The following is a 22,312-nucleotide window of genomic DNA, read 5'->3' on the forward strand; positions in this document are numbered from 1 at the left end:
AATAAAGAGGCGGAACTCTTCTTCCAGCCTCTTTCTGCTATATAGGAGGACAGATAGATGTTAGATTTGATTCAGACTAGACGAGATTTGCACCAGATTCCAGAGATTGGCTTGGAGGAGTTCAAGACTCAGGCTTACTTGCTGGATGTGATTGAGAAATTGACTGCGGGCAAGAATTTTGTTCAAGTTCGTACTTGGCGGACAGGGATTTTGGTTTATTTGCAGGGAAGTCAGCCAGAGCGGACCATTGGTTGGCGGACAGATATTGATGGTCTGCCTATCGTTGAACAAACAGGCCTTCCTTTTGCCTCTCAGCACCAAGGTCGCATGCATGCTTGTGGCCATGATTTCCACATGACCATTGCTTTAGGCTGTCTCGAGCGCGCCCTCGAGGAACAACCTAAAAATAATTTGCTCTTCCTATTTCAGCCTGCTGAGGAGAATGAAGCTGGTGGCATGCTTATGTATGAGGATGGCGCTTTTGGAGACTGGTTGCCAGACCAATTTTATGGTCTCCATGTCCGTCCAGATTTAAAAGTTGGACAGATTGCGACCAATACTCATACACTCTTTGCAGGAACTTGCGAGGTGAAGATTCGTTTCAAAGGTAAAGGAGGACATGCAGCCTTTCCGCATGAAGCCAATGACGCCTTGGTGGCCGCTAGTTACTTTGTGACCCAGGTGCAGTCAGTTGTCAGCCGCAATGTCAACCCAATCGAGGGAGCGGTGGTGACCTTTGGAGTTTTCCAGGCTGGAACAACCAACAATGTCATCACAGACACAGCCTTTTTACATGGAACTATTCGTGCCTTAACTCAGGATATGAGCCTCTTGGTGCAAAAGCGGGTCAAAACAGTTGCAGAAGGAGTTGCAGCTGCCTTTGATATGGAAGTTGAAGTGGAACTCAAACAAGGTGGTTACCTGCCTGTTGAGAACAATCCAGCCTTGGCGCGTGAACTGATGGATTTCTTTGAAGAAAAAGCCGGAATCGAGTTGATTGATATCGAGCCTGCTATGACAGGTGAAGACTTTGGTTATCTCCTTTCAAAAGTTGATGGCGTTATGTTCTGGCTAGGTATTGATAGTCCCTATGCCCTTCATCACCCTCAGATGAGTCCTAAGGAAGAAGCATTAGCTATTGGGGTGAATGCGGTCTCTAGTTTCTTGAAAAAGAAGGCATCAGAGTAGAGGAATTGGCTATGAAAGCAGAACTACGCAAGAAAATTTTGCAAGAAATGAAGGCTTTATCTCAAGAACAAAAACAGGTTATAGATCAAGTTTTAACCGAGCGATTGTTACAACATCCCTTTTACCAAGAAGCCAAGATCATCGCAACCTATCTCTCTTTTCCGCACGAATTTCAAACGCAGGAACTGATTGAGCAGGCGCTGAGGGACGGCAAGAAGGTTCTGATACCTAAAACTTATCCCAAAGGGCGCATGGACTTTGTGGTCTATGATCCGCAGCAGTTGGTAAAAACTTCCTTTGGATTACTGGAACCACAGGGAGATTTGGAAGTGGTGGATGCCTCTCAGATTGATTTGATTCATGTTCCAGGGCTGGCTTTTACGACAAAGGGATATCGAATTGGCTATGGCGGAGGTTATTATGACCGCTATCTGGAATATTTTTCTGGTCATACTTTGAGTACGGTTTATCCTTGTCAAATTCGGGACTTTAGCCCTGAAAATCATGATATTCCTGTTCAGGAGGTACTGATTGATGAAAGGAATCTTTGATAGGCGTTACCCTGTGACGAGTTTCTTTCTCTTAGTGACGGCCTTGGTATTTCTACTAATGTTGGCGACCACAGGTGGAAACTTTGACAGGGCAAACACCCTATTTCGATTTGGAGCCATGTATGGGCCTGCCATTCGCCTCTTTCCAGAGCAGATTTGGCGTCTCTTCTCTGCCATTTTTGTCCATATTGGGTGGGAGCATTTCATTGTCAATATGCTTTCCCTTTATTATCTTGGTAGGCAGGTAGAGGAAATTTTAGGATCCAAGCAGTTTTTCTTTCTCTATCTCTTATCAGGAATGATGGGCAATCTCTTTGTTTTTGTATTTAGTCCCAAATCCTTAGCAGCAGGAGCTTCTACCTCTCTTTATGGTCTGTTTGCTGCGATTATCATTCTTCGTTATGCTACGCGTAATCCTTATATCCAACAGCTAGGACAGTCTTATTTGACACTTTTTGTGATTAACATTATTGGAAGTGTTCTGATTCCAGGAATTAGCCTAGCAGGCCATATCGGAGGTGCAGTTGGTGGCGCATTTCTAGCAGTTATCTTTCCAGTTAGAGGCGAAAGACGAATGTATAGCGCTAGTCAGAGATTAGGAGCGGTAGTCTTGTTCGTAGGACTCGCAGTCTTGCTTCTCTACAAGGGAATGGGGTTTTGACGAGTCTGGAAGAAAATTTATGTAATGAAAAAAGATAAGGAATTTTTCGAACCTTATCTTTTTGTTTTATTCCTTCTCAGCCAATTCTTTTCCAAGTTGGATGAGGTATTCTTTCAAATCATCTTTGACTTGTGGATGTTTGAGGGCGTAGTCAATAGATGTTTTCATAAAGCCAAACTTATCCCCAACGTCGTAACGAGCTCCTGTAAATTCACGGGCAAAAACACGCTGTGTTTTATTAAGCGTATCAATAGCATCGGTAAGTTGGATTTCATTTCCAGCACCAGGAGCTTGCTTTTCGAGGATATCAAAAATTTCCGGTGTGAGAAGATAACGACCGATAATTGCTAAATCACTTGGTGCATCTTCGGGAGCTGGTTTTTCAACGAAAGTTTCGACACTGTAGAGTCCATTGATTCCTTCGCCTTGAGGAGCAATGACTCCATATGATGAAACGTCTTCGTGTGGTACGGGCATGACAGCAATGGTTGATGCGTGCGTCTTTTCGTAATCATTCATCAGTTGTTTTGTCAAAGGAACGGCATTCTCATCTGTGATGTCCATAAGGTCATCACCCAGCATAACAACGAAGGGCTCATTCCCTACAAAAGCTTTGGCTTGTAGGACAGCGTCTCCAAGACCACGAGGGTGAGTTTGGCGAATGAAATGGAGGCGCATGCCAGTTGCTTCATCTACTAATTTTAACAGATCCGTTTTACCTTTTTCTTTGAGGTTGTACTCAAGCTCAAAATTTGAGTCAAAGTGGTCCTCAATAGAACGTTTTGACTTACCAGTGACAACTAGAATATCTTCGATACCTGATTTAAGAGCCTCTTCTACGATAAATTGGATAGTTGGTTTATCTACAATTGGCAACATTTCTTTGGCAAGAGCCTTGGTTGCTGGTAAAAATCGAGTTCCTAGTCCAGCGGCAGGAATGACTGCTTTTCTAACTTTCAGTGCCATAATAATCCTTTCTGTAGAGGGTTAAGACCACTCATTTTCTGCTTTAAATTCATTGTTCATGATGTCATAAATGGCATCTTTGATATTGGTTCCGTTGTAGATAACTTGGTAAATGGCCTGTGTAATGGGCATATAAACTCCAAGTTCTTGCGCTAGTTCATAGGCTGCTCGAGTCGTTGAGATTCCTTCAATCACCATGCCCATATTGGCTTCGATATCAGCTAGAGATTCTCCACGACCAAGAGCATCTCCAGCTCTCCAGTTACGAGAGTGGATGGAGGTACCCGTTACGATCAAATCTCCCACACCAGATAAGCCACTATAGGTCAGTGGACTGGCCCCGAGTGCCACCCCTAGGCGGGTAATTTCTGCCAGTCCTCGAGCGATGATGGCTGCCTTGGCATTGTCACCAAATCCCAGACCATGTAAAGCACCGGCACCAACAGCAATAATATTTTTAAGAGCACCAGCAGTTTCAACTCCGATAACATCCGTATTGGTGTAAAGTCGGAAGTAGTGATTACTAAAGAGCTCCTGAACGTATTGAGCTGTTTGTAAATCTTTAGAAGCAGCAGTGATTAAAGTCAGGTCACGCACAATGGTCTCTTCTGCATGGCTAGGTCCTGACACAACGACGATATCACTGCGGAGCTGTTCAGGAATTTCTTCTTCAAGGATGGTTGACAATCGTTTATGGCTATCAGGTTCTAATCCCTTTGAAGCGTGCATGATGATAGCCTTATGATCCAAGGTTTTTGCAACTTGTTGGGCAACAAGTCGTGTCACTTTTGTTGGGACAACAAACAAAATCGCATCCACATCCTTCAATGTCTCTGCTAAGTCAGTGTAGGCAATGATTTTCTCATCTAGAACGACATCTTTAAAGTAGTGTGTATTAGTATGGTGTGTATTGATTTCATTGATTTGTTCGGGAATATTTCCCCAAAGACGTACCTCGTGTCCATTGTCATTTAAGACTTGTGAAAGGGCAGTTCCCCAAGAACCAGGCCCCAAGACGGCGACGGTTTGTTTTTCCATGATTTCCTCCTTAAAAGAGTCCTTTTCATTATTCTATCATATTCTAAAGGATTTTGCACTTGCATTGCTGGGGGAGTGGTAGCTTTGTTGCTTGAAAAATATACAAAAACCGAGACGAAGTATTAAACTCTTAGTCTTTAGTTAAAGTGAGAAGAAATCTGATAGATAGTTTGATTCAGTATATGCTATAATAGAGGTAAACAACTCAGGAGGTTCTTGTAGGTTGCGAGAGTTTGGCGAAAAAATTAAAAGATTACGTTTGGCTAAAAAAATCAGTCGTTCAGAATTTTGTGGTGATGAGTCTGAATTAAGTATCCGTCAATTAATTAGAATTGAAAATGGAGAATCCAGACCAACACTAACAAAGTTAAAATATATCGCTGAACGTTTGGGGGTTGAAGATTACAAGTTGATGCCAAGTTATATAGAGTTGGATAAGGAATACCTAGAATTGAAATATTTCTTGATGAGGACTCCTACATACGAAGATGAAACTATCGCCCAAAAGAAAGAGAGTGTTTTTGATAAGATTTTTGAAGAGTATTATGATAGGCTACCTGAGGAAGAAAGATTTATCATAGATGTTTTACAAGCATATGATGACTTTGGTTGGTGGAATGATGATAGCAATTTAGGAATGATTTTACAAGAGTATTTCGATCACATTTTGTTGAAATCAAAATATGAAGTTAACGATATTTTAATCATAAAGCTATTTTTGGTAAGATTAGTACACCAAGATACAATAATAGATGAGAGTGAAGTGAATACCTTCTTAGTAATAGCTGATAAAATTTTACAACAAGTTGAGATGTTTGATATTGAATATTCATTTCTAATTAGAGATTCATTACTTTTGTTGTTAGGAATATTTGAAAAAATTGCTAATTACAGTCAATTTGAAGATATTCTTTATAAATTAAATGAAATTACCTCAAAATCATACGACTATCAGAAAAAACCAATTATTCGACTATGGGAGTGGCGCTATGCATTATTTGTAAAAAAAGATTACCCAGTAGCTGAAAATTATTTTCAAGAAGCAAAAATATTTGCTAGAATGATTGATAATCGTCATTTGATAGAACAGCTAGAAAAACAATGGCAACATGACCTCCAGGATTTTTTTAAAAATAAACATTAGAAAATAAAAAAGTGACAAAAATGTCATTAGTTAAAAAGACCGAGAGAAAGTTTTCAAAATCATAAAAACGCATGATATCAGGTGTTTAAAAACTTGATATTATGCGTTTTATCGTTTAAAGAGTTATTATGTTTTTCCCTTAGATTTAGCTCGGATCGAGTTCCTTTTTATACTAATTGAGTACTCATTAGTAGATAAGTTGTTGAAATTAGTGACATTTATGACCTTGGAGAATGTGTAACATAGAAGTATAATAATCCTGTAGAAAAAATAAGGAGAGAAAATATGTTAGTGCTAGTTGTTGCCGTTTTTTGGATTTATAAATAATAAAGATAGAATGGGAAGGTCTATGTTAGAACTAAAAAATATTAGTAAAAGTTACGGACAAGGGACGTTAAAAAATAATGTTTTAAGAGAAATAAATTTTAAGGTAGTTGAAGGAGAATTTGTATCGATAATGGGACCATCAGGTTCGGGCAAATCGACATTTATCAATATTTTGGGACTGATTGATTCTGAATTTGAAGGAGAATATATATTAGACGGAAAAAGTATTGAGAAGTTAAATGAAAATCAACAAGCAAGTTACCGTAATCATGATATTGGATTTGTTTTTCAACAATTTCATCTTATTGATGAATATACTGTTAAAGAAAATATTTTATTATCATTTCTATATTCTGACCAACAGCCAGATATAGAATACATTGATAGTTTATTACAAAATTTGGGACTTATAGATAAGATGAATGAGTACCCAAGTCATTTATCAGGTGGGCAGAAGCAACGAGTCGCTTTAATTAGAGCTCTTGCTCATAAACCTAGATTTCTTATAGCAGATGAACCTACAGGTGCATTAGATGAGAAAAATAGGAATGAGATATTGCAAATTTTACAGAATTTGAATCATTCTGGAACAACAATTATTGTAGTAACTCATGATGAGTTTGTTGCCAGTCATTGTAGAACAAGGTATCGAATGAAAAATGGGTATCTAACACTTGAGGGAGAAGGATTACATGAAGTTTAAAAAGCTGTTAATAGATACTTTAAAGCTGTTAAAGAGGAATAAAAGACAGAGTATTCTGACATCCTTAGCTATCACAGTGGCAACATTTGTTTTATTAGTAATACTATCAAGTTCTTCCTATACAACTTCTACATTAGGGAATGATTTAAAGATAGAAGAAGACACAGCAACAATGACTTATACTCCTCAAAATATGTTGGATATTAGAGGATTTACACAGGAAGATAAACAATTGGTTGAGCAAACTATTGGAAAACATGCAAGACTTTCTTCCAGCTCTTATGCTTTGTATGCTGAAACGTATTTTAATGATTCTAAGCAGAATCTTAGTTTTCGAACATTGGGCGATTTGAATAAGAATGGTTTAGTTATGCCTGCTTTATTAAAAGGAAGAGCCTTAGAGGAACTAGATGGCGGTGTAGCTATTAGCGATAAGGCTCTCATGTCATTGACTCGAAAGGAAAATATTGAAACTTTTTTAGGAGAGACTATCAATATATCTGGGAAAGAATATCCAATTCAGGCAATATATTATGGATCAGCTGTTAATGAAAGATTACCTTCTTTATTGGTTACTAATGACATCAAAGAGTTACTTTTAGGAAAAAGGGAATATTTTGATGAGTTAGTGGTAGAAACTAATCAGTTAGAGAATATAAATAAGGCTTTATCTGCTTTAGATACTTATGGAACATTCCGCAAGGAAGGAACCTATGCATATATAGATAATAGAAGGGTATATGAGGAAACAAAGGCCCAAGCTACTACAATATTAAATTTCATTGCACTTTTATCAATCATTTCAATTTTTGTAGCTGGTTTTGGGGTTATGAATGCTATGTTGTCTTCTGTTAGCGAACGTAGCAAGGAGATAGCGATTCGTCGAGCTTTGGGAGCTAAAAAATCTGATATTTATCAATCATATATGATGGAGGGGACTCTTTTATCGCTTCTGGGAGCTATAGCTGGTGTTGGAGTAGCGACATTATTTGTTATTTTAATGAACATGAGTGGTTTTGTTACGACATTAACTCTGGATCATATTTTGATTACTCTATGCACAACGGGTGTATTTGGAATTGTATTTAGTATTATGCCTGCAATGGTTGCAGCAAATAAAAATGTTATTGAAGGTCTAAGGTAATGATGGATGTGAATTTAAAGGAGGTAAAATGAAATTTACAAAAATAGATAGAGTATTTTCTCTAGTGTTAATTGTGGAATTTACAATATGTTTTTTTACACTAGATAATTTTAATCTTTTTCAATTTATGTTATTCGTACAAATTATACCCTCAATATTATTAGCTTTGTTATCGGGAAGTATCTCTTCTAGGAGTAAGCATAGCTGGGTGCTATTAATTATTTTTGGAATAATCTATGCCTTAATGATGTTTGGAATTTTCAGAGTTACTCCTATGACGCTTATAGAACAAAATACGATTCAATCTGAAACTTCCGTATTTACATTCAATAGAAATTTACAGTTAGGAACTTATTTTGGATTTTTCCTACAGGAATTTTTACTAGGAGCTTTTATTTGCACTATTTCAAAAATTTTTGGGAGAATTAAACAAGGGAAATTTTAATGAGGCATGCATTAAAAAGAAGAATTGCTTCTGCAGTTATTTTTAGAAAATGATATTATTGAAATGGTGTAACATTTGGAGAAAATTATTTTTGAACGAAAAAGATTTGAGTATATCAGTCCTAAAAGAAAGCAAGTAAAGGACTTTATGATTCTAAAAAATTTCATGTCTAAGACAATTCAAGTTGAAATCAGAGTGGAGGACTACTTGTTAGACCTTCTTATTTTAAAAGAGATGAGTACAGAATTTTATAATTTAGATTTTCTTTCTTTGCCCTATGATGTCAATATAGATGTGAAAGAAGTTGTAGAGGATGTTGATTTAACAGTCTATAAGAATAGTAAATATAGGGAGTTTAATTTCTTTAAAAATATTTGTAAATGATATTTTTAAAAGTCTATCTATCCCTATATTAGAATTGCTACAACAAGTTTTCAACACTTGTTTCAATTGAATATACTAAAAACCGAGACGAAGTGATAAACTTTCAGTCTCGGTTTTGATATTTCTTAAAGAATAGCTAGATTTATTTTAATTGATCTGTAATGTCTTTTGATAGCAACATTCCCAGATGGTAAGTTTTATTGATATATGCAATGACATCATTGATATTTTCAGTCGTGTGAATTTTCTCTTTGATGTCAGCCCTAAATGTTTCATCCTTCAAAAGTTGTTCTTGGTAGAGCCTTTGAAGTCTCTCCTTCTCGTACTTATTGAGCAGAAAAAGGAACACCAAGCTAATCACAACGAGGATATAAGCATATTGGCTCATAGGAAATCTCCCTGTATGATAAAGAAATAGTAGTGAGTAGATTGAATTAGTGAAGCAGTTAGCTAGTCCGCCTATAAGCGGCTAGTGTCTAACAATTAGGAACTTTAGTTCCAATAACTTTAAGATTACGACGTTTTAGGACATAAATCGATCATATTTATGTCCTAAAACTAGTGAAGCGCCTAGCCAAAGTCCGAATAGGATTTGGCGTTAGTTACTTAGACTACTTTACAATAAAGTGATTAAAAGATTACGACATGAGCCTAACCAAATCGATATTATTTGGTTAGGTGAATTAGTGAAGCATTTAGGCAATTCGCCATATAGCGATTGCCGTCAAGAGACTAGGAACTTTAGTTCCAGTCTCTTGTAACGATTTACATCTTCTCTGGCGCTTCTACCCCAAGCAAGCGAAGGGATTCTTTGAGAACGACTGCGGTTGCGTAGCTAAGGGCTAGACGGCTGTCGCGTTCTGGACTTTCATCCAAGATGCGCGTATGTGCATAGTATTTGTTGAAGGATTGAGCCAGGCTAATTGCAAATTTAGCAATGATAGAAGGCTCAAAGTTATCCGCTGCACGGTTGATAATACGTGGGAAGTCTTGGATGAGCTTGATGATTTCCCAGCTTTCAGTATCATTCAAGCTATAGTTACCAGCTGTTTCTGGTTTGAAATCGGCTTTGCGTAAGATAGATTGGATACGAGCGTAGGCGTATTGAACATAAGGTCCAGTTTCCCCTTCGAAGGATACCATAGCCTCTAGGTCGAAGTCGTATCCATTTGTACGGTCGGTCTTGAGGTCATAGAATTTAATGGCTCCAACTCCAACAGCATGCGCTACTTGATCTTTGTTTTCAAGTTCAGGATTTTTAGCTTCGATTTGGGCTTTGGCACGACTAACGGCCTCTGCAACAGTAGGCTCTAGTAAGATGACATTTCCTTTACGAGTAGAGAGTTTTTTCCCTTCTTTTGTAACCAGACCAAAAGGAACGTGAGTAATGTCGTCACTCCAGTCGTAGCCCATCTCTTGCAAGACAGCTTTGAGCTGTTTAAAGTGGGCAGATTGCTCTTGACCAACGACGTAGATCGATTTAGCAAATTGGTATTCATTTTTACGGTAAAGAGCTGCAGCCAAGTCACGTGTGATATAGAGAGTTGCACCATCAGATTTCTTGATAAGGGCTGGATGTTCAATTCCATATTTCTCAAGATTCACAACTTGGGCACCTTCTGACTCAACAAGAAGGCCTTTTTCAGAAAGAATGTCTACAACTGCATCCATCTTATCATTATAGAAGGCTTCTCCGTTGTAGCTGTCAAAGTCAACCTTCAATTCATTATAAAGGCGGTTAAATTCCACCAAACTTTCATTACGGAACCATTGCCAAAGAGCGAGAGCTTCCTCATCTCCATTTTCCAGTTTACGGAACCATTCGCGCGCTTCTTCATCCAAGCTAGGGTCGTTTTCAGCTTCAGCATTGATGCGAACGTAGAGTTTAAGAAGTTCATCAATTGGATGAGCTTTTACAGCTTCTTCGTCGCCCCATTTTTTGTAGGCAACAATCAGCATCCCAAACTGTTTACCCCAGTCTCCCAAATGATTGACCTTGACTGTTTGATAACCGATTTTTTGGAAAATATGTGACAAGCTATCTCCGATAACAGTTGAGCGCAGGTGACCAATAGAGAATGGTTTAGCGATATTGGGACTAGACATGTCGATAACAACATTTTCTTGTTTACCAATATGTTGATCAGCATAGTGTTCTTTTTCAGTGATAACAGCCTGCAATACTTGAGCAGAAATGGCAGATTTATCAAGGAAAAAGTTGACGTAAGGTCCTGTTGCGACAACTTTTTCAAAGGCTTGGCTGTTAATCTTTTCAGCCAGTTCAGCCGCAATCATTTGAGGTGCTTTACGTTCGACTTTTGCAAGAGAAAAAGCAGGGAAAGCAATGTCTCCCATTTCTGAGTTTTTAGGGGTTTCCAGTAAATTTAAAATAGCCTCTTGGTCCAGGCTATCAATGATGCTAGCCAACTCGCTAGCAATCAATTCTTTTGTATTCATTAAGAGCTCCTTTTTGGACTTTTCTACTATTTTATCACAATTTTAAAGAAAGAAGAAAAAATTTTTGAAATCTCCTATTTTTTTGGTATAATATAGTTATAAAAATAGTTATAAATATTCACATAAGAGGATTTTATGAGAAAAAGAGATCGTCATCAGTTAATAAAAAAAATGATTACTGAGGAGAAATTAAGTACACAAAAAGAAATTCAAGATCGGTTGGAGGCGCATAATGTTTTTGTGACGCAGACAACCCTGTCTCGTGATTTGCGCGAAATCGGCTTGACCAAGGTCAAGAAAAATGATATGGTGTATTATGTACTAGCAAATGAGACAGAAAAGATTGATTTGGTGGAATTTTTGTCTCATCATTTAGAAGGTGTTGCAAGAGCAGAGTTTACCTTGGTGCTTCATACCAAACTGGGAGAAGCCTCTGTTTTGGCAAATATTGTAGATGCAAACAAGGATGAATGGATTTTAGGAACAGTTGCTGGTGCCAATACCTTATTGGTCATTTGTCGAGACCAGCACGTTGCCAAACTCATGGAAGATCGTTTGCTAGATTTGATGAAAGATAAGTAAGGTCTTGGGAGTTGCTCTCAAGACTTATTTTTGACAAGGAGAGACAGACAATGGCGACAGAAAAGCTATCACCCGGCATGCAACAGTATGTAGATATTAAAAAGCAATATCCAGATGCATTTTTGCTTTTTCGGATGGGTGATTTTTATGAATTATTTTATGAGGATGCGGTCAATGCTGCGCAGATTCTGGAAATTTCCTTAACGAGTCGCAACAAGAATGCGGACAATCCGATTCCTATGGCGGGTGTTCCCTATCATTCTGCCCAACAGTATATCGATGTCTTGATTGAGCAGGGTTATAAGGTGGCTATCGCAGAGCAGATGGAAGATCCTAAACAAGCAGTTGGGGTTGTGAAACGAGAGGTTGTTCAGGTCATTACGCCAGGGACAGTGGTCGATAGCAGTAAGCCAGACAGTCAGAACAACTTCTTGGTTGCTATAGATCGAGATGGCAATCAATTTGGCTTAGCTTATATGGACCTGGTGACGGGTGACTTTTATGTGACAGGTCTTTTGGATTTCACGCTGGTTTGTGGGGAAATCCGTAATCTCAAGGCGCGAGAAGTGGTGCTGGGCTATGACTTGTCTGAGGAAGAGGAACAAATCCTTAGTCGTCAGATGAATCTGGTACTTTCCTATGAAAAAGAAGGCTTTGAAGACCTTCATTTACTGGATTCACGATTGGCATCTGTGGAGCAAGCGGCATCTAGTAAATTGCTCCAGTATGTTCATCGGACTCAGATGAGGGAATTGAACCACCTCAAACCTGTTATCCGCTATGAAATCAAAGATTTCTTGCAGATGGATTATGCGACCAAGGCTAGTCTGGATTTGGTTGAGAATGCCCGTTCAGGTAAGAAGCAGGGCAGCCTTTTCTGGCTTTTAGATGAAACCAAAACAGCTATGGGAATGCGCCTCTTACGTTCTTGGATTCACCGTCCCTTGATTGATAAGGAGCGAATCGTTCAACGTCAAGAGGTGGTGCAGGTCTTTCTTGACCACTTCTTTGAGCGTAGTGATTTGACAGATAGTCTCAAGGGTGTTTATGACATTGAGCGCTTGGCTAGTCGTGTTTCTTTTGGCAAGACCAATCCCAAGGACCTCTTGCAGCTGGCGACTACCTTGTCCAGTGTGCCACGGATTCGTGCGATTTTAGAAGGGATGGAGCAACCTGCTCTGGCTTATCTTATCGAACAATTGGATGGAATCCCTGAGTTGGAGAGCTTGATTAGTGCTGCCATTGCTCCTGAAGCTCCTCATGTGATTACAGATGGGGGTATTATCCGAACTGGATTTGATGAGACTTTGGATAAATACCGCCGAGTGCTCAGAGAAGGGACTAGTTGGATTGCTGAGATTGAGGCTAAGGAGAGAGAAAACTCTGGTATCAGCACGCTCAAGATTGACTACAATAAAAAGGATGGCTACTACTTCCATGTGACCAATTCACAACTGGGGAATGTGCCAGCCCACTTTTTCCGCAAGGCAACGCTGAAAAACTCGGAACGTTTTGGAACCGAGGAATTGGCTCGTATAGAGGGAGATATGCTGGAGGCGCGTGAGAAGTCAGCCAACCTAGAATATGAAATCTTTATGCGTATCCGTGAGGAAGTCAGCAAGTATATCCAGCGTTTGCAGGCTCTAGCCCAAGGAATTGCGACAGTTGATGTCTTGCAAAGTCTAGCAGTTGTGGCTGAAACCCAGCATTTGATCCGACCAGAGTTCGGAGAAGATTCACAGATCGATATCCAGAAAGGGCGCCATGCGGTCGTTGAAAAGGTCATGGGGGCTCAGACCTATATTCCTAATACGATTCAGATGGCAGAAGATACCAGTATTCAGCTGATTACAGGGCCAAACATGAGTGGGAAGTCAACCTACATGCGTCAGTTAGCCATGACGGCGGTTATGGCCCAGCTAGGCTCGTATGTGCCGGCAGAAAGCGCAAATTTGCCTATCTTCGATGCTATCTTTACCCGTATCGGAGCAGCAGATGACTTGGTTTCAGGTCAATCAACCTTCATGGTAGAGATGATGGAGGCCAACAATGCCATTTCGCATGCGACCAAGGATTCCTTGATTCTCTTTGATGAGTTAGGACGGGGAACTGCAACTTATGACGGGATGGCTCTTGCCCAGTCCATCATCGAATACATCCATGAGCACATCGGAGCCAAGACCCTCTTTGCGACCCACTACCATGAGTTGACTAGTCTGGAGTCTAGCTTGGAACACTTAGTCAATGTCCACGTGGCAACTTTGGAACAGGATGGGCAGGTTACCTTCCTTCACAAGATTGAACCAGGGCCAGCTGATAAATCCTACGGTATCCATGTTGCCAAGATTGCTGGCTTGCCGGCAGACCTTTTAGCAAGGGCGGATAAGATTTTGACTCAGTTAGAGAATCAAGGGACAGAAAGTCCTGCTCCTATGAGACAAACAAGTGCCGTCACTGAACAGATTTCACTCTTTGACACGCCTGCAGTGCATCCTATCCTAGAAGAATTAGCTAAACTGGATGTTTACAATATGACACCTATGCAGGCTATGAATGTCTTAGTTGAGTTAAAACAGAAACTATAAAACCAAGACTCACTAGTTAGTCTAGCTATATCAAGGAGACTTCTTTGACAAGTTCCCACTTTTTTGTTAGAATAACATCACACAAACAGAATGAAAAGGAGCTGACACATTGTCGCTCCCTTTTGTCTATTTTTTAAGGAGAAAGTATGCTGATTCAGAAAATAAAAACCTACAAGTGGCAGGCCTTAGCTTCGCTCCTGATGACAGGCTTGATGGTTGCTAGTTCACTTTTGCAACCGCGTTATCTGCAGGAAGTGTTAGACGCCCTCCTTGCTGGAAAATATGAAGCTATTTATAGTATCGGGGCTTGGTTGATTGGTGTGGCCGTAGTTGGTCTAGTTGCTGGTGGGCTCAATGTTGTCCTTGCAGCCTATATTGCTCAAGGAGTTTCATCAGACCTTCGAGAGGATGCCTTCCGTAAAATCCAAACCTTTTCTTATGCCAATATTGAACAATTTAATGCGGGAAATCTAGTCGTTCGCATGACAAATGACATCAACCAGATTCAGAACGTCGTCATGATGACCTTCCAAATTCTTTTCAGACTTCCCCTCTTGTTCATCGGTTCCTTTATCTTGGCGGTTCAAACCTTACCTTCTCTGTGGTGGGTGATTGTTCTCATGGTAGTCTTGATTTTTGGTTTGACTGCTGTCATGATGGGAATGATGGAGCCTCGTTTTGCCAAGTTTCAAACCCTTCTTGAGCGCATCAATGCAATTGCTAAGGAAAATTTGCGTGGCGTTCGTGTGGTCAAGTCCTTTGTCCAAGAAAAAGAGCAATTTGCTAAGTTTACGGAGGTTTCAGACGAGTTACTCGGTCAAAATCTTTACATTGGTTATGCCTTTTCAGTAGTGGAACCTTTCATGATGTTGGTCGGTTACGGGGCGGTTTTCCTCTCTATTTGGCTAGTTGCAGGGATGGTTCAGTCGGATCCGTCAGTTGTTGGCTCCATTGCTTCTTTTGTCAATTACCTAAGCCATATTATCTTTACCATTGTTATGGTTGGATTTTTAGGAAATTCTGTCAGTCGTGCTATGATTTCCATGCGTCGTATTCGAGAAATTCTGGACGCAGAGCCAGCCATGACCTTCAAGAATGTCCCAGATGAAGAGTTGGTCGGAAGTCTTAGCTTTGAAAATGTGACCTTTACCTATCCAATGGATAAGGAACCGATGCTGAAAGATGTGAGCTTTACTATTGAACCTGGTCAGATGGTTGGTGTAGTTGGAGCCACTGGTGCAGGAAAATCAACCTTGGCTCAATTGATTCCACGTCTCTTTGATCCACAGGAAGGGGCTATCAAAATCGGTGGCAAGGATATTCGAGAAGTGAGTGAAGGAACCCTGCGTCAAACAGTTTCTATCGTTCTCCAACGTGCCATTCTCTTCAGTGGAACCATTGCAGATAACTTGAGACAGGGTAAGGGAGATGCTACTCTATTTGAAATGGAGCGCGCAGCCAATATTGCCCAGGCTAGTGAATTCATTCATCGTATGGAGAAAACCTTTGAAAGTCCAGTTGAGGAACGGGGAACCAATTTCTCTGGTGGGCAAAAACAAAGGATGTCGATTGCTCGTGGAATTGTCAGCAATCCACGTATTCTGATTTTTGACGATTCGACCTCGGCCTTGGATGCTAAGTCAGAGCGCCTAGTGCAAGAAGCCTTGAATAAGGACTTGAAGGGAACAACAACCATTATCATCGCTCAAAAGATTAGCTCGGTTGTCCATGCAGACAAGATCTTGGTACTGGATCAAGGACGATTGATTGGTCAAGGCACGCATGCAGACTTGGTTGCCAACAATGCCGTTTACCGTGAAATCTATGAAACACAGAAAGGAAAGGAGGAGTAAAATGAAGACAGTTCAGTTCTTTTGGCATTATTTTAAAGTCTATAAGCTATCATTTGTAGTTGTTATCCTGATGATTGTTCTGGCAACTCTTGCCCAAGCCCTCTTTCCGGTCTTTTCTGGACAAGCAGTGACGCAGCTAGCTAATTTAGTTCAAGCTTATCAAAATGGCAATCCAGAACTTGTTTGGCAAAGCCTATCAGGAATCATGGTCAATCTTGGCCTGCTAGTTTTGGTTCTATTTATCTCTAGTGTCATATACATGTGTCTCATGACGCGCGTGATTGCAGAGTCGACCAATGAGATGCGTAAAGGCCTCTTTGGTAAGCTTGCCCGCTTGACGGTTTCTTTCTTTGACCGCCGACAAGATGGCGATATCCTGTCTCGTTTTACCAGTGATTTGGATAATATCCTCCAAGCCTTTAACGAAAGCTTGATTCAGGTCATGAGCAATATTGTTTTATACATTGGTCTGATTCTTGTCATGTTTTCGAGAAATGTGACGCTGGCCCTCATCACCATTGCCAGCACACCAGTAGCCTTCCTCATGCTAATTTTCATCGTGAAAATGGCACGCAAATACACCAACCTCCAGCAGAAAGAGGTAGGGAAGCTCAACGCCTATATGGATGAGAGTATCTCAGGCCAAAAAGCCGTGATTGTGCAAGGAATTCAAGAGGATATGATGGCAGGATTTCTTGAACAAAATGATCGCGTGCGCAAGGCAACCTTTAAAGGAAGAATGTTCTCAGGAATTCTTTTCCCTGTCATGAATGGGATGAGCCTGGTTAATACAGCCATCGTTATCTTTGCTGGTTCAGCTGTTCTATTAAATGATAAGACTATTGCAACAAGTACAGCCCTAGGTTTGATTGTTATGTTCGCCCAATTTTCTCAGCAATACTACCAGCCTATTATTCAAGTTGCAGCTAGTTGGGGAAGTCTCCAGTTGGCCTTTACAGGTGCTGAACGGATTCAGGAAATGTTTGACGCAGAGGAAGAAATTCGACCTGAAAAGGCTCCGATCTTTACTAAGTTGCAAGAAGGTGTTGAAATTAGTCATATTGATTTTTCATACTTGCCTGATAAACCTATTTTGAAAGATGTCAGCATTTCCGCTCCGAAAGGTCAGATGACAGCGGTTGTTGGGCCGACAGGGTCAGGGAAAACGACTATTATGAACCTCATCAATCGCTTTTATGATGTTGATGCTGGTGGTATTTATTTTGACGGCAAAGACATCCGTGACTATGATTTAGATAGTCTCAGAAGCAAGGTGGGGATTGTCTTGCAAGATTCGGTCTTGTTTAGTGGAACCATTCGAGACAATATCCGTTTCGGTGTGCCAGATGCTAGTCAAGAAATGGTTGAGGTAGCAGCCAAGGCAACCCACATTCACGACTATATCGAAAGCTTACCTGATAAATACGATACTCTTATAGATGATGACCAGAGCATCTTCTCAACAGGACAGAAACAATTGATTTCTATCGCTCGAACCCTGATGACAGATCCAGAAGTTCTCATTCTCGATGAAGCCACTTCAAACGTAGATACGGTGACAGAAAGCAAGATTCAGCATGCCATGGAGGCGGTTGTAGCAGGCAGAACCAGTTTCGTCATTGCCCACCGTTTGAAGACCATCCTCAATGCAGACCAGATTATTGTCCTTAAAGATGGAGAAGTCATTGAACGCGGTAACCACCATGAACTTTTGAAACTAGGTGGCTTCTATTCAGAACTCTATCACAATCAATTTGTCTTCGAATAAGAAAGAAGTTGTCCTATGGGGCAGCTTTTTCTTGTCCATAAAAAATTTTTATCACAGCCTTAAAAAAACATATTAGACGAAAGATGTTTTGAGTGATATGATAAGACTATCGTTAATATTCGAAAGGAGAGACATCATGCCTAGAACGGTTGTAGGAGTTGCTGCAAATCTATGTCCCGTAGACGCAGAAGGAAAAAACATTCATTCATCTGTATCTTGTAGATTCGCAGAGAGCATTCGTCAAGTCGGTGGTCTCCCTTTAGTCATTCCTGTTGGTGATGAGTCAGTTGTACGCGATTATGTGGAAATGATTGACAAACTTATCTTGACAGGCGGTCAAAATGTCCATCCTCAGTTTTATGGAGAGAAAAAGACCATCAAGAGCGATGATTACAATCTGGTCCGTGATGAATTTGAATTGGCACTCTTGAAAGAAGCGCTCCGTCAGAATAAACCAATTATGGCAATCTGTCGTGGTGTTCAACTTGTCAATGTTGCTTTTGGTGGGACCCTCAATCAAGAAATCGAAGGTCACTGGCAAGGTCTGCCTTTCGGAACATCTCATTCTATTGAGACAGTAGAAGGAAGCGTGGTGGCTAAGCTATTTGGAAAAGAAAGTCAGGTTAACTCAGTTCATCGTCAAAGTATTAAAGATTTGGCACCTAATTTCCGTGTAACTGCTATTGATCCAAGAGACCAAACTATCGAAGCGATTGAGTCTATCGATGAACACCGCATTATCGGTTTGCAGTGGCATCCAGAGTTTTTGGTTAATGAAGAAGATGGTAATTTAGAATTATTTGAGTACTTATTGAATGAACTGTAACGACTGGAACATCTAGTCGTTCTTTCTTTTATTTTTTCAAGATTTTTGGAATGCGGCATTTTTACGCAAACGTTTGAATTCTGATAAAAATTGGAGAAATTCGACAAAAAAACTTGAAAAAAACGAAGGTAAGCGTTATGATAGAAAAGAAGAAATATTGGAGGAATAACATGTCACATATTAAATTTGATTATTCAAAAGTTTTAGACAAATTTGTTGCACCACATGAAGTGGAATACATGCAATCACAAGTAACAGCAGCAGATGAATTGATCCGTAAAGGAACTGGTGCTGGTAGCGACTTCTTGGGATGGTTGGATCTTCCTGAAAACTACGACCGCGAAGAATTTAACCGCATCTTGAAAGCTGCTGAGCAAATCAAATCAGACAGCGATGTTTTGGTTGTGATCGGTATCGGTGGATCTTACCTTGGTGCTAAAGCAGCAATCGACTTCTTGAACCACCACTTTGCTAACTTGCAAACAAAAGAAGAACGCAAGGCTCCACAAATCCTTTACGCAGGAAACTCAATCTCATCTACTTACCTTGCTGACTTGGTAGAGTACGTAGCTGATAAAGACTTCTCAGTAAACGTGATTTCTAAATCAGGTACAACAACTGAACCAGCTATTGCTTTCCGTGTCTTCAAAGAACTCTTGGTTAAGAAATACGGTCAAGAAGAAGCAAACAAACGTATCTATGCAACAACTGACCGCCAAAAAGGTGCTGTTAAGGTTGAAGCAGACGCTAACGGTTGGGAAACATTTGTTGTTCCAGATGATATCGGTGGACGTTTCTCAGTATTGACAGCTGTTGGTTTGCTTCCAATCGCAGCATCAGGAGCTGACATCAAAGCCCTTATGGAAGGTGCGAATGCAGCTCGCAAAGACTACACTTCAGATAAAATCTCTGAAAACGAAGCTTACCAATACGCAGCTGTTCGTAACATCCTTTACCGTAAAGGCTATGCAACTGAGATCTTGGTAAACTACGAGCCATCACTTCAATACTTCTCAGAATGGTGGAAACAATTGGCTGGTGAATCAGAAGGAAAAGACCAAAAAGGTATCTACCCAACTTCAGCCAACTTCTCAACTGACTTGCACTCACTTGGTCAATTTATCCAAGAAGGAACTCGTATCATGTTTGAAACAGTCGTCCGTGTTGACAAACCTCGTAAGAACGTGATTATCCCTAGCTTGGAAGAAGACCTTGACGGACTTGGTTACCTTCAAGGAAAAGACGTTGACTTTGTAAACAAAAAAGCGACTGACGGTGTTCTTCTTGCCCACACAGATGGTGATGTACCAAACATGTATGTGACTCTTCCAGAGCAAGATGCTTTCACTCTTGGTTACACTATCTACTTCTTCGAATTGGCAATTGCCCTTTCAGGTTACTTGAATGCCATCAACCCATTTGACCAACCAGGTGTTGAAGCTTACAAACGTAACATGTTTGCCCTTCTTGGAAAACCAGGATTTGAAGAATTGAGCAAAGAACTTAACGCACGTCTATAATAGAAGAAAAGAGTGGTTTGTCCACTCTTTTTACTCTCTTTATCCATAGAAATTGGACTCAGCCAAGACTTGTGATATAATATAGAGAGCAAAAAGGCAGACGCCTAGAGACTTTATAGGAGAAACTATGTCAAAAGATATCCGCGTACGTTACGCACCAAGTCCAACAGGACTACTACACATCGGGAATGCCCGTACAGCATTGTTCAACTACTTGTATGCACGTCATCATGGTGGAACTTTTATTATTCGTATAGAAGATACTGACCGTAAACGTCATGTCGAGGATGGAGAACGTTCACAGCTTGAAAATCTTCGCTGGTTAGGTATGGATTGGGATGAAAGCCCAGAAACACATGAAAATTACCGCCAGTCTGAGCGTTTGAACTTGTATCAAAAATACATCGACCAACTGTTAGCTGAAGGAAAAGCCTACAAATCTTACGTTACAGAAGAAGAGTTGGCAGCTGAACGCGAACGCCAAGAAGCAGCTGGCGAAACACCACGCTATATCAATGAATACCTTGGTATGAGTGAAGAAGAAAAAGCAGCTTACATCGCAGAACGTGAAGCAGCAGGGATCATCCCAACTGTTCGTTTGGCTGTCAATGAGTCAGGTATCTACAAATGGCATGATATGGTCAAAGGTGATATCGAATTTGAAGGTGCCAATATCGGTGGTGACTGGGTTATCCAAAAGAAAGATGGTTACCCAACATACAACTTTGCCGTTGTCATCGATGACCACGATATGCAAATCTCTCACGTTATTCGTGGAGACGACCATATTGCTAATACACCAAAACAGCTTATGGTTTATGAAGCACTTGGTTGGGAAGCTCCAGAGTTCGGTCACATGACTTTGATTATCAACTCTGAAACTGGGAAAAAATTGTCTAAACGTGACACCAACACCCTTCAGTTTATCGAAGACTACCGTAAAAAAGGTTATTTACCAGAAGCAGTTTTTAACTTTATTGCTCTTCTTGGTTGGAACCCAGGTGGTGAAGATGAAATCTTCTCTCGTGAAGAGCTTATTAAACTTTTCGATGAAAATCGCCTCAGCAAGTCTCCAGCAGCCTTCGACCAGAAAAAACTTGACTGGATGAGCAATGACTATATCAAGAATGCAGATCTTGAAACCATCTTTGAAATGGCAAAACAATTCCTAGAAGAAGCAGGTCGATTGACTGACAAGGCTGAAAAATTAGTTGAGCTCTATAAACCACAAATGAAATCAGTAGATGAGATTATCCCATTGACAGATCTCTTCTTCTCAGATTTCCCAGAATTGACCGAAGCAGAGCGCGATGTCATGGCGGGTGAAACAGTTCCAACGGTTCTTGAAGCCTTCAAAGCAAAACTCGAAGCGATGACAGATGATGAATTTGTGACAGAGAATATCTTCCCACAAATTAAAGCAGTCCAAAAAGAAACAGGTATTAAAGGAAAAAATCTTTTCATGCCAATTCGTATTGCTGTTTCAGGTGAAATGCATGGACCAGAATTGCCAGATACGATTTTCTTGTTAGGCCGTGAAAAATCAATCCAGCATATCGAAAACATGCTAAAAGAAATCTCTAAATAAGAAGGGTACAATAATGGACATCTGGGAAAAGATGTACGAAGAAGCACATAAACTATACAATCCACATGAAGTATCAGACTTTGTTTATGCCAACCATGTTGTAGCCGCAGTAGAAGCAGAAGATGGACAAATATTTACAGGATTCTGTATGGAGGGAACCTGTGGTGTATTCCATCTCTGCGCAGAACGAGCGGCACTCTTCAATATGTATCAATTTTCAGGACAAACTAAGGTTAAAAAAGTATTAGCCTTTCGAGACAAACCGCCGTATGGTGGAAGTTCTGGTATGCCTTGTGGCGCTTGCAGAGAATTTCTATTAGAGTTGAACGCTGAAAATAAAGATGCAGAATTCATGATGGACTACGATAGAAGAAAGATAGTGAAAGTCGCAGAACTAATGCCCTATTGGTGGGGAGAAGAACGTGCTTCTAAGTTTAATGAACAATAGAAGAGTCAGTACAATTCTGGCTCTTTTTACTATAAGTTGAAAAAGTTGATTTGAAAAAAGTAAAAAATTTTAAAAAAGGTGTTGACAAAGTTTAAAAAGCCGGTATAATAGTAAGAGTTGAAAATAACAACTCA

General features: G+C 40.2%; 20 protein-coding genes. 16 read left to right on the plus strand and 4 right to left on the minus strand.

The window, feature by feature from the left end; all coding sequences use genetic code 11:
- Window positions 1-57: 57 nt before the first annotated feature.
- The 3 genes from WKI23_RS01615 to WKI23_RS01625 are packed head-to-tail and all read left to right on the plus strand — an operon-like array spanning window position 58 to window position 2,400.
- Window positions 58-1,188, plus strand: a complete 1,131-nt coding sequence (locus WKI23_RS01615; protein WP_173306748.1) for an N-acetyldiaminopimelate deacetylase — start codon at window positions 58-60, stop codon at window positions 1,186-1,188.
- A gap of 11 nt (window positions 1,189-1,199) precedes the next feature.
- Window positions 1,200-1,739: a 5-formyltetrahydrofolate cyclo-ligase gene (locus tag WKI23_RS01620; protein ID WP_368078721.1), complete on the plus strand. Its 540-nt coding sequence runs from the start codon at window positions 1,200-1,202 to the stop codon at window positions 1,737-1,739.
- Complete coding sequence (locus WKI23_RS01625) at window positions 1,723-2,400, plus strand: rhomboid family intramembrane serine protease (protein ID WP_368078722.1); 678 nt, start codon at window positions 1,723-1,725, stop codon at window positions 2,398-2,400. The genes WKI23_RS01620 and WKI23_RS01625 overlap by 17 nt, the downstream gene beginning before the upstream one ends.
- A gap of 66 nt (window positions 2,401-2,466) precedes the next feature.
- On the opposite strand, the gene galU is transcribed toward WKI23_RS01625, so the two are convergent.
- Window positions 2,467-3,366: a UTP--glucose-1-phosphate uridylyltransferase GalU gene (gene galU / locus WKI23_RS01630; RefSeq protein ID WP_368078723.1), complete on the minus strand. Its 900-nt coding sequence runs from the start codon at window positions 3,364-3,366 to the stop codon at window positions 2,467-2,469.
- A 21-nt stretch (window positions 3,367-3,387) separates the two neighbouring features.
- Window positions 3,388-4,404, minus strand: a complete 1,017-nt coding sequence (locus WKI23_RS01635; RefSeq protein WP_368078724.1) for an NAD(P)H-dependent glycerol-3-phosphate dehydrogenase — start codon at window positions 4,402-4,404, stop codon at window positions 3,388-3,390.
- A 223-nt stretch (window positions 4,405-4,627) separates the two neighbouring features.
- Here WKI23_RS01635 and WKI23_RS01640 point away from each other — a divergent pair, with 223 nt between their 5' ends.
- From WKI23_RS01640 to WKI23_RS01660, 5 genes are all read left to right on the plus strand, one after another.
- Entirely contained in the window at window positions 4,628-5,548 is a 921-nt protein-coding gene (locus tag WKI23_RS01640; protein WP_368078725.1) for a helix-turn-helix domain-containing protein, read from the plus strand.
- Between the two features lie 349 nt (window positions 5,549-5,897).
- Complete coding sequence (locus tag WKI23_RS01645; RefSeq protein WP_368078726.1) at window positions 5,898-6,578, plus strand: ABC transporter ATP-binding protein; 681 nt, start codon at window positions 5,898-5,900, stop codon at window positions 6,576-6,578.
- On the plus strand, window positions 6,568-7,722 hold the full coding sequence (locus WKI23_RS01650; protein WP_368078727.1) for an ABC transporter permease: 1,155 nt from the start codon (window positions 6,568-6,570) through the stop codon (window positions 7,720-7,722). Before WKI23_RS01645 ends, WKI23_RS01650 begins: the two co-directional genes overlap by 11 nt.
- A gap of 28 nt (window positions 7,723-7,750) precedes the next feature.
- A complete protein-coding gene (locus WKI23_RS01655; RefSeq protein ID WP_368078728.1) occupies window positions 7,751-8,167 on the plus strand; it encodes a hypothetical protein in 417 nt (138 codons plus the stop codon).
- 165 nt (window positions 8,168-8,332) lie between these two features.
- A complete protein-coding gene (locus tag WKI23_RS01660) occupies window positions 8,333-8,551 on the plus strand; it encodes a hypothetical protein (RefSeq protein ID WP_368078729.1) in 219 nt (72 codons plus the stop codon).
- A gap of 142 nt (window positions 8,552-8,693) precedes the next feature.
- Here the strand turns inward: WKI23_RS01660 and WKI23_RS01665 are convergent, their stop codons facing one another.
- A complete protein-coding gene (locus tag WKI23_RS01665) occupies window positions 8,694-8,939 on the minus strand; it encodes a hypothetical protein (protein ID WP_000084859.1) in 246 nt (81 codons plus the stop codon).
- A gap of 377 nt (window positions 8,940-9,316) precedes the next feature.
- Entirely contained in the window at window positions 9,317-11,008 is a 1,692-nt protein-coding gene (gene argS, locus WKI23_RS01670) for an arginine--tRNA ligase (RefSeq protein ID WP_368078730.1), read from the minus strand.
- Between the two features lie 135 nt (window positions 11,009-11,143).
- On the opposite strand from argS, the gene argR reads away from it, so the two are divergent.
- From argR to WKI23_RS01710, 8 genes are all read left to right on the plus strand, one after another.
- Window positions 11,144-11,590, plus strand: a complete 447-nt coding sequence (argR, locus tag WKI23_RS01675; RefSeq protein ID WP_001231476.1) for an arginine repressor — start codon at window positions 11,144-11,146, stop codon at window positions 11,588-11,590.
- Between the two features lie 50 nt (window positions 11,591-11,640).
- Window positions 11,641-14,175 carry a DNA mismatch repair protein MutS gene (gene mutS / locus WKI23_RS01680; protein ID WP_368078731.1) on the plus strand — a complete coding sequence of 845 codons (2,535 nt, stop codon included), beginning with the start codon at window positions 11,641-11,643 and terminating at the stop codon, window positions 14,173-14,175.
- A 146-nt stretch (window positions 14,176-14,321) separates the two neighbouring features.
- Complete coding sequence (patA, locus tag WKI23_RS01685) at window positions 14,322-16,028, plus strand: multidrug efflux ABC transporter subunit PatA (protein ID WP_368078732.1); 1,707 nt, start codon at window positions 14,322-14,324, stop codon at window positions 16,026-16,028.
- A 1-nt stretch (window position 16,029) separates the two neighbouring features.
- On the plus strand, window positions 16,030-17,796 hold the full coding sequence (gene patB / locus WKI23_RS01690; RefSeq protein ID WP_368078733.1) for a multidrug efflux ABC transporter subunit PatB: 1,767 nt from the start codon (window positions 16,030-16,032) through the stop codon (window positions 17,794-17,796).
- A 136-nt stretch (window positions 17,797-17,932) separates the two neighbouring features.
- Window positions 17,933-18,622 (plus strand): gamma-glutamyl-gamma-aminobutyrate hydrolase family protein, encoded by a 690-nt coding sequence (locus WKI23_RS01695; protein ID WP_218757575.1) that lies wholly within the window; start codon window positions 17,933-17,935, stop codon window positions 18,620-18,622.
- Window positions 18,623-18,792: 170 nt separating this feature from the next.
- Entirely contained in the window at window positions 18,793-20,142 is a 1,350-nt protein-coding gene (locus tag WKI23_RS01700) for a glucose-6-phosphate isomerase (protein ID WP_176140012.1), read from the plus strand.
- Window positions 20,143-20,269: 127 nt separating this feature from the next.
- Entirely contained in the window at window positions 20,270-21,730 is a 1,461-nt protein-coding gene (gene gltX, locus WKI23_RS01705; protein ID WP_368078734.1) for a glutamate--tRNA ligase, read from the plus strand.
- A gap of 13 nt (window positions 21,731-21,743) precedes the next feature.
- Entirely contained in the window at window positions 21,744-22,178 is a 435-nt protein-coding gene (locus tag WKI23_RS01710; protein ID WP_368078735.1) for a cytidine deaminase, read from the plus strand.
- Window positions 22,179-22,312 lie beyond the last annotated feature (134 nt).

Source organism: Streptococcus pseudopneumoniae (genome assembly GCF_038148955.1).
In the GTDB taxonomy this organism is placed as follows: Bacteria; Bacillota; Bacilli; order Lactobacillales; family Streptococcaceae; genus Streptococcus; species Streptococcus pseudopneumoniae_T.

Excerpts from the sequence above, each read along its gene's own strand:
- WKI23_RS01615 (WP_173306748.1), top strand. The coding sequence starts at position 58 with ATGTTAGATTTGATTCAGACTAGACGAGATTTGCACCAGATTCCAGAG.
- WKI23_RS01620 (WP_368078721.1), top strand. The coding sequence starts at position 1,200 with ATGAAAGCAGAACTACGCAAGAAAATTTTGCAAGAAATGAAGGCTTTA.
- WKI23_RS01625 (WP_368078722.1), top strand. The coding sequence starts at position 1,723 with ATGAAAGGAATCTTTGATAGGCGTTACCCTGTGACGAGTTTCTTTCTC.
- galU (WP_368078723.1), bottom strand. The coding sequence starts at position 3,366 with ATGGCACTGAAAGTTAGAAAAGCAGTCATTCCTGCCGCTGGACTAGGA.
- WKI23_RS01635 (WP_368078724.1), bottom strand. The coding sequence starts at position 4,404 with ATGGAAAAACAAACCGTCGCCGTCTTGGGGCCTGGTTCTTGGGGAACT.
- WKI23_RS01645 (WP_368078726.1), top strand. The coding sequence starts at position 5,898 with ATGTTAGAACTAAAAAATATTAGTAAAAGTTACGGACAAGGGACGTTA.
- WKI23_RS01650 (WP_368078727.1), top strand. The coding sequence starts at position 6,568 with ATGAAGTTTAAAAAGCTGTTAATAGATACTTTAAAGCTGTTAAAGAGG.
- WKI23_RS01655 (WP_368078728.1), top strand. The coding sequence starts at position 7,751 with ATGAAATTTACAAAAATAGATAGAGTATTTTCTCTAGTGTTAATTGTG.
- WKI23_RS01660 (WP_368078729.1), top strand. The coding sequence starts at position 8,333 with ATGTCTAAGACAATTCAAGTTGAAATCAGAGTGGAGGACTACTTGTTA.
- WKI23_RS01665 (WP_000084859.1), bottom strand. The coding sequence starts at position 8,939 with ATGAGCCAATATGCTTATATCCTCGTTGTGATTAGCTTGGTGTTCCTT.
- argS (WP_368078730.1), bottom strand. The coding sequence starts at position 11,008 with ATGAATACAAAAGAATTGATTGCTAGCGAGTTGGCTAGCATCATTGAT.
- argR (WP_001231476.1), top strand. The coding sequence starts at position 11,144 with ATGAGAAAAAGAGATCGTCATCAGTTAATAAAAAAAATGATTACTGAG.
- mutS (WP_368078731.1), top strand. The coding sequence starts at position 11,641 with ATGGCGACAGAAAAGCTATCACCCGGCATGCAACAGTATGTAGATATT.
- patA (WP_368078732.1), top strand. The coding sequence starts at position 14,322 with ATGCTGATTCAGAAAATAAAAACCTACAAGTGGCAGGCCTTAGCTTCG.
- patB (WP_368078733.1), top strand. The coding sequence starts at position 16,030 with ATGAAGACAGTTCAGTTCTTTTGGCATTATTTTAAAGTCTATAAGCTA.
- WKI23_RS01695 (WP_218757575.1), top strand. The coding sequence starts at position 17,933 with ATGCCTAGAACGGTTGTAGGAGTTGCTGCAAATCTATGTCCCGTAGAC.
- WKI23_RS01700 (WP_176140012.1), top strand. The coding sequence starts at position 18,793 with ATGTCACATATTAAATTTGATTATTCAAAAGTTTTAGACAAATTTGTT.
- gltX (WP_368078734.1), top strand. The coding sequence starts at position 20,270 with ATGTCAAAAGATATCCGCGTACGTTACGCACCAAGTCCAACAGGACTA.
- WKI23_RS01710 (WP_368078735.1), top strand. The coding sequence starts at position 21,744 with ATGGACATCTGGGAAAAGATGTACGAAGAAGCACATAAACTATACAAT.